Source organism: Nonomuraea sp. 3N208 (assembly GCF_052245935.1).
In the GTDB taxonomy this organism is placed as follows: domain Bacteria; phylum Actinomycetota; class Actinomycetes; order Streptosporangiales; family Streptosporangiaceae; genus Nonomuraea.
In genome coordinates this window covers 45,380-57,002 of the sequence record NZ_JBQQBR010000030.1, presented here as the reverse complement: position 1 = coordinate 57,002, position 11,623 = coordinate 45,380, and the positions used below count along the sequence as shown (strand labels likewise).

Here is an 11,623-nt window from a genome sequence, read left to right as displayed (position 1 = left end):
ATCGTTTACGGGGGATGGTCGGCGGCAGTCGTGCGCCGGCATGTCGCTGCTAGCCCTTGACGGCGCCCAGCGACAAGCCTGACTGCCAATACCGCTGCAGGCTGAGGAACGCGATGATCAACGGGACGATCGTCAGCAGAGCGGACGTGATCACGAGATTCTGGATGAGGGCGCCGTTCCCGGCCGTCGAGCCCAGCTTGTTCCACTGATTGATGCCGACGGTCAGCGGATACCAGTCGGGGTCCTTGAGCATGATCAACGGCAGGAAATAGTTGTTCCAGATCGATACGAACGAGAAGAGCAGGACCGTCACGCTCGCCGGCGTGAGCAGCGGGAGCGCGATCTGGAGAAAGGTCCTGAACTCCCCGGCGCCGTCGATCTTGGCGGCCTCGAGCAGGCCGGTCGGCACGGCTTCGGCCGTGAACACCCACATCAGGTACAGCCCGAAGGGGTTGATGAAGGACGGGATGAGAATCGCCCAGGGGGTGTCGGTCATGCCGAGCTGTGCGAACAGCAGGAACTGCGGGATCGCCAGAGCGATGCCGGGGACCGAGATCGATCCCAGGACGACGAGGAGGAACACCCGCTTACCGGTGAAGTCGAGTTTCGCCAGGGCGTACCCGCCGAGAGCGGCCAGGAAGGTCGACACGGTCGCGCCCACGACCACGTAGAGAACGGTGTTGAGCAGCCACCGGGAGAAGATCCCGTCCTGATAGCTGAACACCTGCACGATGTTGTCCCACAGGGCGAACTCGCGACCGGGTGCGAGCCCGAATGACGACACGAAATCGGCCTGCGACTTGGTCGCGTTGATGACCAGCCACACGAGCGGCAGCAGGCAGTACAGGGTGAAAAGGCCCGTCATCACGGTGAGAGTCGTGCTCTTCCTGGGATTGCCCACCGTGTGGAGCCGGCCCCCGCGGCCGGAGGTTTTCCCGGCCTCGGCCGGCCGGCTAGTGGTCCGACGCATTGCGCAACCCCCTGATCTGGACGGCGTAGGCGACGGCGATCGTGATCGCTGCCATGACGAGTGCGAGTGCTGCCGCGTAGCCCTGCTGGGACCCGGTGAACGCCAGGTTGTAGGCGTACAGGTTGGGCGTGTAGAAGGTGGTGACGCCGCTGTTGGCCACCATCGAGGGCAGGATCTGCGGCTCGTTGAACATCTGGAACGTGCCGATGATCGAGAAGATGACCGTGACGACCAGGGATCCGCGCAGTGCGGGCAGCTTGATCGCGCGGACGACCTGGAACTCGTTCGCCCCGTCGATCGCGGCCGCCTCGTACAGCTCGCGCGGGACGGCCTTGAGCGAGGCGTAGAAGATGAGCATGTTGAAGCCGGTGAACGCCCACGTCACCATCACCCCGATGGAGATGAGCGTGGTGTCGGGGGCGAAGGGGTTGAGGTCCGTGCCCAGAGCTTCGTTGAGGCTGCCGAACAGGCCGTACTTGATGCCCAGCAGGAATCCCCACATGAGCGTCGACACGATCGCCGGCACCGCGTAGGGGAGGAAGATCGTCACCCGCAGGAACTTGGTGCCGTGCAGGCGCAGGGAGTCCAGCGCGAGCGCCAGCGCCATGGCGAGGATCAGCATGATCGGCACCTGGACGAGCGTGAACCAGAAGACGCGTCCCACCCCGTCCCAGAACTGCGAATCCTGGAACAGCTTGCCGTAGTTGGCGAATCCGACGAACGTGTTGCCCCCGACGAGCTTGTCCTGGAAGAAGCTGAGGTAGGCGGCGTACCCGATGGGCACGATGAACACGAGCGCGAACAGCGCCCCGAACGGCGCGATGAACGCCAGCCCGATCTGTGGCTTACGCCGCTTGCGCGTCGGCGCCGGATGCCGTCCCGCCTGCGGCGGTGCCATGGCCGAAGCGGTGACGTCGAGGCGACGTGCCTGGTCCATGTCTGTTCCTTCCGATCCATTGCGTTGCCCGGCTCGCTTCCGCACCGGTGGTGATGCGGCGGGGACCGTTGCCGCAGGAGGGACGGCCCCCGCCCGGATGAGGAGCCGCTAGCTCACCTCGAAGCCCTGCTCGTTGCCGTACTGGATGCAGCGCTGCCGCCACTGTTCGAGGATCTCGGCGAGCGAGCCCTTGCCCGTGGTGTAGTACGGCGAGGCGAGGTCGCCGTAGATCGAGCGCGCCCATTCGAAGAACGGCGGGTACTGCCAGCCGCTGCCGACGATCTCCGAGGCCTCGGCCAGCACGGCGCCGACCTTCTGGTCGCCGAAGTACTCGTTGGGCTTGCTCTGGAACGCCTCGTTCTCCAGCACCGACATGTTCGGCACGAATGCGCCCGCCTCGACGCGGGACGAGAGACCGCCGCCGTGCGTGAAGTACTCGAGGAACTTGAAAGCCGCTTCCTTGTGCTCGGCCGCGGCCGGGATGCCGAAAGAGCTTCCGCCGTTGGCCGCTCCGACCTTGACTCCCTGCTGCCACTGCGGCATCAAGGCCACCCTGAAGTCACCGCCGGCCTGCGGTGCGCGCTCGGGCAGCGTCGAGGTCAGCCAGCCTCCCATGGTCTGGGTGGCGAGGGTCCCGTCGTTGAGCGTCCGGTTCCAGTCGTCGGACCACCCCGTGATCTTGGTGTTGATCAGGCCCTCGTCGAGCATCTTCTGCCAGAAGGCCACGGCCTTGGTCGTGCCTGCGTCCGTGAAGTCGATGTGCACTTTGTTGCCGGTCACCTTGAACGGGCGACCGCCGGCCTGCCAGATGAGCGAGAGCAGGAAGAAGATGTCTCCCGTGTCCTGGGCGATGTAGTAGTCGTCGCCGAGCGCGCGAATCTTTTTGGCGGCCTGGTAGTACTCGTCCCACGTGGCCGGGGCCTCGTCGATGCCGGCCTTCTTGAGAGTGGTCGCGTTGTAGAACATCGCAGACGGCCCGTAATCGGACGGCAGGGCGTAGACCTTGCCGTTGACCGTCACATCGCTCCACGCGGCCGGGACGTAGTCCTGCTTGAGCTTCTCGGCGCCGAGCTCCCCGAGATCGGCGAGCTTGCCAGGAACGGCGAAGTAGGGCACGGCGAAGTACTCGAACATCACGAGGTCAGGGACACCGGAACCGGCCTGGATGGCGTTGTCGAGCGCCTTGTACTCGTCCTGGGACGAGCCCGCGTTGACGACCTCGACCTTGATGTTCGGGTTCGCGGCCTGAAAGCCGGGAACGGCCCGCTCGACGGTGCCATCCCAGCTCCAGACCGTGACCTTCACCTGCTCGTCACCGCCGGCTGCGCTGCCGCTGCCGCTGCCGCTGCCGCTGCCCGAGCATGCGGTCAGCGCGAGCATCGGCACGAGTGCCGCGGAAAGGAGCCTGACCTTCTGGGAGAGCCGCATGGGCCTCTCCTCTCGTCCTGGGCTGGTTACGAAAATATTTCGCAACTTGTTCGTTGATTGCGAGGACATTAGGTGCCGCGTCTGTCCCGTGTCAACGGGGTGGACGAGAGAGGATGCCTGGCGAGAAGTGTTCGTGGTAGGTTTCGAAATAATTTCGTAGCCCGAGGGGAGCCCTGATGCGACGGCAAGGTCGTTCCGAGCGAGCCACCTTGGCGGATGTCGCGCGTCTGGCCGGCGTCTCGCCGGCGACCGCCTCGAAGGTCCTCAACGGGCGCAGCGATGTAGGGGCGAAAACGCGCGAGCTGGTGCTCGGAGCCATGGCCGAGATCGGCTACAAGCCGACGGCGGTGCGACACGAGCAAACGCGAGACCGCACCCTCGTCACCGTGCTCGACATCGTGGAGTCCCGTTACGCCGGAACGGTGCTCAAGGGTATCCTCGTGGCCGCGACCTCGGCGCAGGCCGAGCTCCTCCTTCGCCTGCCGCCCGACGAGCCGATCAGCACGAACCGTACGGCGGCCCGCGCCTGGTTGGAGCAGCAGAAGGCGTCCGGTGTCGTCGGCATCATCGCGCTCGCCGTCGCCGTGCCCGACTCGGTGCTCCTCGCCGCGGAGGATCTCGAGGTGCCCGTCGTGACGATCGACCCCATCGATACGACCGAATCACGTCTCGTCAGCATCGGCTCCACCAACTGGGCGGGCGGTCGCTCGGCGACCGAGCACGTCATCAAGTTCGGCCATCGCAGGATCGCCTGGATCGGCGGCCCCCTGGGCTCTGCCCCCTCGCTGGAACGCTTCCACGGCTACCAGGCCGCGCTCGACTCGGCCGGCATCGCGCCGGACCGCGCGCTGATCCGCCACGAGGCATTCTCCGTCGAGGCGGGGCATCGGCACGGCCATGCCCTCCTCTCGCTCGACGAGCGGCCGACCGCGATCGTCGCAGGCAACGACGAGATCGCCGTCGGGGTCCTCGCGGTGGCCAAGGAACTCGGCATCTCCGTCCCCGGCGAGTTGTCGGTCACCGGGTTCGACGACACGCCGCAGACCCAGTGGACGACGCCCCGGCTCACGTCCGTCCGGCAGCCTCTCGTCGGCATGGGCAGAATGGCCGTCGAGACCGTCCTCGGCATGGCGGACGGCGTGCAGCCCGCCTCCCGGCACCTCCAGCTCGCGACGACCCTGAGCGTCCGCGACTCGACGGGTCCCGTGCCGTCATCCTGAGCAGCAGACACCACATAGCAGCTCGATCGCCCTGCGACCCCGCAGCTCAGCAGTGGTACGCGTCGTTCTGGCGCCGCACGGGCACCGAACGCCGTCGGCAGGCCCGGCTTCGGTTCGCGCAATCCGGCCAATGTTCTACCTGACGTACGGCCGGCCGAAAAGGTCTTGTTTCTGCAATCGTTATCGCTTACCTTTGCGCTGCAAACGTAACCGATAACGATTGCAACTTGTGAGGGCGCATGGCCAATGGCGGCGCGCCGGTGACGATGAGTGATGTCGCGCGATTGGCGGGCGTCTCGACCGCGACCGTGTCGCGGGTGGTCAACGGGCGTTACGGCGTCAGTGCGAGCACCATCGCGCAGGTCCGTTCGGCCATCGAGCAGCTCGGCTACGAGTCGAGTCTGGTGGCGACGAGCCTGCGGCGCAGCCGCACCAATGTTCTGGGTCTGGTTACCCACAGTTTCCAGTCCTATACGGCTGAGGTGCTCAAGGGGGTGATGGATGCGCTGAGCCAGTCGGGCTTCGACTTGATCATCTACGCCAACAGCGATCTTTACGGGACGTATTCCGAGGGCTGGGAGCAGCGGCACCTGGCCCGCTTGGCGGGCACGCTCACGGACGGGTGCATCGTGGTCACCCCCTCGGGCGAGGTGCGGAGTGGCACTCCGGTCGTGGTCATCGATCCCGCGAGGGGCTCGACGGCGCCGTCGGTGACGGCGGACAACCTCACGGGTGCCACCACAGTGGTCGAGCACCTACTTGGCATGGGACATCGGCGTATCGGATTCATCGCGGGCCGGTCCAGCCTGGCGGCTGCATGGTCGCGCGAGGAGGGTTACTGGAAGGCGCTGGCCGAAGCCGGTGTTCCCGTCGATCCGGAGTTGATCGCACGAGGGGACTTCAATCCCGAGTCCGCGGCACCGCTCGCGCGTGCGCTGCTGGACAGGGCGGACCGTCCAACGGCGATCTTCGCGGCGAGCGATGGAATGGCCCTGAAGGCTCTGGAGGTCGCGGAGGACTTGGGGCTTAGCGTTCCCGGCGACCTGTCGGTGGTCGGCTTCGACAACATTCCGGAGTCCGCGTTGGCCGAGCCGGCGCTGACCACGGTGGACCAGTCGATGTACTGGCTCGGATATGAGGCTGCGCGCATGCTGAAGTCGCTGGTGTGCGGCGATTGGGAGGGTCCGAGCCAGATCGTGCTCCCGACCCGCTTGGTGGTGCGCGGCTCCACCGCAGCACCGAGAACTCTCTGAGACCATGACGCTACCCACGGGTACGGCGTCCCATCGCACCTGACGTTCGCGGCAACGAACGTCAGGTGGGCAAGCTGACCCCACAACGGATGGAGGTGCGAACACCAACCACAAACAATCCACCGCATGAATCAGGCTGGCCAGTCGGGCATCAACCGTGGCCAGCCATTAAGGGAGTTTTCGCATGCCTTCTTTACTTTATCACGGCAGGTCACGCCCCCATGGCGTGCGCCGGATCGCAGTGGCGATCTGCGCCGGGGTCATGGCGATCGCGGCAGTGTTGCTCGCGCCGCGGCCGGCGGCGGCGGACACGCCGTGGCTGAGTGTCTCCGAGGACGGCTACGCGTCCTTCAGCGTTCCGGTGGCCTCCATCGAGGCCAGTGTGGGCCCGGTGTCGCAGGTCGTCATCGACGGGAACTTCGGCCCTTCTTCCACCTGGGCGGAGTTCGGACTGACCCGCCGCGGCAACGTCTACTCGGGCGTCCTCGGCCCGCTCAAGTCGGGGCTGTACTCCTACCAGGTCACGGGCGATGACACCAAGGGTCTGAAGGATCCGACGAACAGCACCAGCGTGGCGTCCAAGCCTCTCTGGAGCACCTTCTTCGTGCCAGGCGACTCGGCGCGCCTGCTGGCGGACGCGCCTCAGGGGCAGGGCGGCAAGGTCGAGATCCTGACCTACCGGACCAAGCACGAGGAGCGGTCGGCTCAGGTATGGACGCCGCCCGGGTACACGGCCAAGAGCCCCACGGCATACCCGGTGCTGTTCCTGCAGTCCGGCGACGGCGGGAGCGCCACCGACTGGCTCGACCTCGGCCGGGCCAAGCAGATCCTCGACAATCTGTCGCTCCGGAAGGCCATGGAGCCGATGGTGGTCGTGATCAGCGACGGTAACGGGACAAATGACGATCTTCGGAAGGCGGTCGCGGGCCACTACCGCGTCCATGGCGACCCGGCGCACCAGGCCATCGCCGGTGTGGCCGAGGGTGGGACGCGGGCATTGCATGCCGCTTTGACCCGCCCGGGTCAGTTCGCCTACGCCGGCTCGTTCTCCGGTCTCCTGACGGACGGCGTCAGCCGGGTGGACGCGAACGCGATCAACCGCCACGTCAAGCTGGTGCGCCTGTACACGGGGAACGTGACGGATCCTGCGTACAACGCGACCAACCGCCTGACGAAGGCGCTGGACCGTGCTCGGATCGCGTACGAATTCGATGGGGTCAACCCCGACGCCGGGGCGAACTGGAACGCCTGGCAGGAGAACCTCATCGATTTCGCGCCGCGGCTGTTCCGAACGGTCTCGGATCACGGTCCGAGCGCCGGGCACGGGAAGCTGAAGGGCGAGTTCAACCCGCCGGCCGCCGGCACCACCCCGACGCCGTTCGTCACCGAGGACGGCTTCGTCACCTTCGAGACCACGACGGACTTCGCTGCCGCTGAGCGCGTCAAGGTGTGGGCGAACTGGGCGCCCAACGGAAGTTGGCTGCGCATCCCGCTGACTCGTGCGGGCGACCGGTGGCGGGCGACCGTGGGCCCGCTCGACCCGTGGTTCTACTACTACCGGCTGATGGTGGATCGGGTCTCGGTCAAGGACGCGTCGAACCCGACGAAGGTGACCACCGAGCCGACCTGGAGCACCTTCCTCATCCATGGAGAGAAGGCGCGCCTGCTCACGGACGTTCCCGCCGGCCAGGGCGGAAAGGTCGAGAGCATGACGTACCGGAGCACCGTCGCGAATCAGGACCGGACCGCGCTGGTCTGGACCCCGCCGGGATACGACCCGGACCGTGCGCAGCCGTATCCCGTTTTCTACCTCCAGCACGGTGGCGGCCAGAACTACACGGACTGGGTCGAGATGGGACGCGCCAAACAGATCCTCGACCACCAGTTCCTCGACGGGGACCTGGCGCCGATGGTGGTCGTGATGGGCAACGGCAACGTGCCCGACTTCAACAAGGAACTGCTGGAGAACATCGTTCCGGCGGCCCGCACCCGCTACAACATCTCCGACAACCCCTCGCAGCAGGCCCTCGCCGGCCTGTCGATGGGAGGCGGACAGACGTTCGGCGTGCTCAAGGCCTTCCCGGGCCAGTTCGCCTACGTCGCGGCGTTCTCGGCCGGGTTCGGCAGCGCCGCCGGCGTCGACGCGGGGGCGATCAACAGCGGCACGAAGCTGTTGCGCCTGTACGTCGGCGACCAGACGGACTTCGTCTACCCGTCGTTCATGACGTCCCTGACCACCTTGAACAACCTCGGTATCCGCTACGAGTTCGACGGGGTCACCCCGGGGCCGCACGGCTGGGACGTGTGGCAGAAGAACCTCATCGACCTGGCACCACGCCTGTTCAAGCGCTAGGCGAGCCCGTCCGCCCGGCCTTCGCCGCCGGACGCAAGCTGCGTTAGCGCTCACATGAGGATCGGCGCCAAGGACGGGGCGCGGGTGGCGTCACCCGTGCTCCGTCCCGGCCGATCGCTTGTTTCAACGGCGGCGCATGAACCTTCGTGCGCCGCGATCCCCAAGGGAAATATGCCAATGAACAAGAAATGGCTCCATGCGGTGGCCATGCTCGCCGCCGCGACCGCGCTCGTGGCCTGCTCCTCCGGCGGGGGAGGGGGCGCGAACACCGCGAGCGGCAGCGGCGCGAGCAACTGCACGAACACGATCCCCAAGAAGAATCTGCCGGTCGTGACGATGTGGGGTTGGTACCCCAACATGCAGCTCGTCGTCGACAACTTCAACAAGCAGAACGGCGAGGTGCAGGTCTGCTGGACCAACGTCGGCCAGGGCAGTGACGAGTACGACAAGTTCCAGACGGCCATCTCGGCGGGGACCGGCGCACCCGACGTGATCATGATCGAGATGGACCGGATCCCGACCTTCCAGATCCAGAACGCGCTCGTCGACATCAAGAAGTACGGCTTCGACGCGGTCAAGGCCGACTACAGCGAGGGCGCGTGGAAGGACGTCTCGGTCGGTGACGCGGTCTACGGCGTGCCGGTCGACGGCGGCCCGATGGCGATGATCTATCGGAAGGACATCTTCAAGAAGTACGACATCACGCCGCCGAAGACGTGGGCCGAGTACGAGCAGGCGGCCCAGAAGATCAAGGACGCGGGTGGTCCGGCGTTCGGCGACTTCGCCGCGAACGTGTCGGCCCTCACGATGGCGCTGCAGATCCAGAAGGGCGCGGCCCCGTTCACCTACGACCCGGCGCAGCAGAGCTCGATCGGCGTCAAGCTGAACGACCAGGCCTCCAAGGACGTGCTCGACTACTGGGGGCGCCTCGCGCAGAAGCGGCTGGTCGGGACGCAGGACCAGTTCACCCCGGAGTACATCTCCGGTGTGATCAACGGTAAGTACGCGACGTACATCTCGGCGGCCTGGGCGCCCGGCTACCTCACCGGTGCCGGCGTCGGCAAGGGCGAGGACACCGGCAAGTTCGCGGTGGCGCCGCTCCCGCAGTGGGATGCCGACAACCCGGTGCAGGTGAACTGGGGCGGGTCAGCCTTCTCCGTGACAAGCCAGGCGAAGAACCCCGAACTCGCGGCGAAGGTCGCCTACGGCCTCTACGCCGACAAGGAGTCGCTCACCGACGGCTGGACCAACCAGATCATCTTCCCGCTGAACCTCAAGGCGCTCAACGACCCCGAATTCGTGAACTTGAAGGTCGCGTTCTTCGACGGCCAGCAGGCGAACAAGGAGGTCTACGTGCCTGCGGCGAACGCCTACAAGGGCGTCACCTACAGCCCGTTCGGCCAGTACTACTTCGACGCCATGACGAAGCAGGTCAGTGCGCTCATCGAGGGCTCCGTCACCGGAGCGCAGGCCGCCGACCGGCTTCAGGAGGACGTGGCGAAGTACGCCAAAGAGCAAGGCTTCACCGTTCAGTGACGTCAAGGGTGGGCCGTCCTGGACCAGGGCGGCCCATCCGCAATCCCCAGCATAGAGATCTCGGAGTCCAGGTTGACCCTCATGATCGAGAAGAGTGCACCACGCACCCAAAGGAAAACGCACAAGATCCGCGGCAAGGTGCGCCTCCGTGAGCATCTGATGGGGTGGCTCTTCGTCGGGCCATTCGGGATCGTCTTCCTGGCGTTGCTCATCGCGCCGCTCGCGTACGCGTTATACCTCAGCCTCTTCCAGAAGAAGCTGATCGGCGGCACCAGCTTCGTCCTCCTCGACAATTACGTGAAGGCGTTCACCGACCCGAGCTTTCTTTCCGGGTCGTGGTTCGTCATCCGCTTCTCGCTGGTCTCCATCCCGCTGCAGATCATCGTCGCCCTCGCGCTGGCCCTGATCCTGGATGCCGTGACCTCTATGTTCACCCGCTTCTCCCGCCTCATGATCTTTCTTCCCTACGCGATTCCCACGGTCATCGGGGCCGTCATGTGGGGGTTTCTGTACAGCAAGAGCTTCGGGCCGCTCTCCGACATCTTCGGCTTGCTCGGCACCGCCCCGCCTGATTTCCTCAGCAGCAACCTGATCTTCTATGGTCTGGTCAACGTCGTCACCTGGCAGTGGGCCGGTTACTACATGATCATCCTGTACGCGGCGCTCCAGGGCATTGATCCGGCCCTTTACGAGGCCGCCCGCATGGACGGCGCCGGCAAATGGCAGGTCGCGCTTCGGATCAAAATCCCGCTGATCGCCCCTGCGCTGCTCCTGATCCTGGTCTTCTCGCTCATCGGCACCCTGCAATTCTTCAACGAACCGCAGATTCTGCGATCCCTCGCGGCCGGCACGATCGGACCGGACTTCACTCCCAACATGTACGCATATCAGCAGGCATTCGCACTCGCGAACTTCAACTACGGATCCGCGATCTCCTTCGCTCTCGGCGGGATCGTCTTCGTCGGCGTCTACGCCTTCCTGTTCTTCACCCGCAAGCGGAGGAGCTTCCTGTGATAAGTGACCGCTCCAAAGTCGGCGCCCGCCGCCGGCCACAACGCCACCTCCCCCTGCAGGTGCTCGTCGGCTTCCTGGTCATGTACTTCCTCGTGCCGTTCTGGTGGGTCATCGTCAACAGCTCCAAGGACGCCCCCGGCCTGTTCGGCGGCGGCAACACCCTGTGGTTCGCCGAGCGGATCGACTACCTCGGCAACCTCGAGCAACTGTTCACCTATGACAATGGGATCTACGGCAGGTGGATCCTCAACTCCACGCTGTACGCACTCGCGGGCGGCGTCGGCGCCACGGTCCTGGCCGTCATGGCCGGCTACGGATTCGCCAAGTACCGATTCGCCGCCAGGCGCTTCAGCTTCTCACTCGTGCTCGGCGCGTTGATGGTGCCGGCGACGGCCCTGGTGATCCCCACCTTCATGATGTTCTCCGAGTTCGGCCTGACCAACACGATCTGGGCGGTGATCCTCCCATCACTGCTCAACCCGTTCGGCGTCTACCTGATGCACGTATACGCGCGGGACGCGGTCCCCGACGAGATCCTGGATGCGGCGCGGGCCGACGGTGCGGGTGAGGTACGAACGTTCCTCCAGGTCGCATTCCCCCTGATGCGGCCGGCGGTGGTCACAGTGCTGCTCCTGTCTGCCGTGGCGTCCTGGAACAACTACTTCCTGCCTCTCGCCATGCTCTCCGACAACCGCCTGTTCCCCGTCACCGTCGGCCTCGGCCTCTGGCAGGGAATCGCCTCGGCGAACAACGCGGGCAGTACCTCCCTCTGGAGCCTCATCATCATGGGCGCGCTCGTGTCGGTCGTTCCCCTCGTCATCGCCTTCTTCACGCTTCAGCGGCACTGGCGCGGAGGGCTGTCTGTCGGTGGCCTGAGGTAGGCCGGTATCGGTCTTCCCGCCAATCTCCGAA

General features: G+C 65.7%; 9 protein-coding genes. 6 read left to right on the top strand and 3 right to left on the bottom strand.

Going from position 1 to position 11,623, the window contains the following annotated elements; genetic code table 11:
* Positions 1 to 49 precede the first annotated feature (49 nt).
* The 3 genes from ACTWPT_RS38120 to ACTWPT_RS38110 all read right to left on the bottom strand — a co-directional run bounded on the left by ACTWPT_RS38120 (position 50) and on the right by ACTWPT_RS38110 (position 3,335).
* Positions 50 to 865 (bottom strand): carbohydrate ABC transporter permease, encoded by an 816-nt coding sequence (locus ACTWPT_RS38120; RefSeq protein ID WP_443182378.1) that lies wholly within the window; start codon positions 863 to 865, stop codon positions 50 to 52.
* Between the two features lie 88 nt (positions 866 to 953).
* The gene (locus tag ACTWPT_RS38115) at positions 954 to 1,907 is read right to left on the bottom strand and encodes a carbohydrate ABC transporter permease (protein WP_443182377.1); all 954 of its coding nucleotides are present in this window, start codon (positions 1,905 to 1,907) and stop codon (positions 954 to 956) included.
* Positions 1,908 to 2,015: 108 nt separating this feature from the next.
* A complete protein-coding gene (locus ACTWPT_RS38110; RefSeq protein ID WP_443182376.1) occupies positions 2,016 to 3,335 on the bottom strand; it encodes an ABC transporter substrate-binding protein in 1,320 nt (439 codons plus the stop codon).
* A gap of 209 nt (positions 3,336 to 3,544) precedes the next feature.
* Between ACTWPT_RS38110 and ACTWPT_RS38105 the strand changes: the two genes are divergently transcribed.
* From ACTWPT_RS38105 to ACTWPT_RS38080, 6 genes are all read left to right on the top strand, one after another.
* A complete protein-coding gene (locus ACTWPT_RS38105; protein ID WP_443182375.1) occupies positions 3,545 to 4,555 on the top strand; it encodes a LacI family DNA-binding transcriptional regulator in 1,011 nt (336 codons plus the stop codon).
* A 239-nt stretch (positions 4,556 to 4,794) separates the two neighbouring features.
* Positions 4,795 to 5,808: a LacI family DNA-binding transcriptional regulator gene (locus tag ACTWPT_RS38100; protein WP_443182374.1), complete on the top strand. Its 1,014-nt coding sequence runs from the start codon at positions 4,795 to 4,797 to the stop codon at positions 5,806 to 5,808.
* Positions 5,809 to 5,992: 184 nt separating this feature from the next.
* Complete coding sequence (locus ACTWPT_RS38095) at positions 5,993 to 8,161, top strand: alpha/beta hydrolase (RefSeq protein WP_443182373.1); 2,169 nt, start codon at positions 5,993 to 5,995, stop codon at positions 8,159 to 8,161.
* 177 nt (positions 8,162 to 8,338) lie between these two features.
* Entirely contained in the window at positions 8,339 to 9,697 is a 1,359-nt protein-coding gene (locus ACTWPT_RS38090; RefSeq protein WP_443182372.1) for an ABC transporter substrate-binding protein, read from the top strand.
* 81 nt (positions 9,698 to 9,778) lie between these two features.
* Entirely contained in the window at positions 9,779 to 10,711 is a 933-nt protein-coding gene (locus tag ACTWPT_RS38085; RefSeq protein ID WP_443182371.1) for a carbohydrate ABC transporter permease, read from the top strand.
* A complete protein-coding gene (locus ACTWPT_RS38080) occupies positions 10,708 to 11,592 on the top strand; it encodes a carbohydrate ABC transporter permease (RefSeq protein ID WP_443182370.1) in 885 nt (294 codons plus the stop codon). The genes ACTWPT_RS38085 and ACTWPT_RS38080 overlap by 4 nt, the downstream gene beginning before the upstream one ends.
* Positions 11,593 to 11,623: the final 31 nt, after the last annotated feature.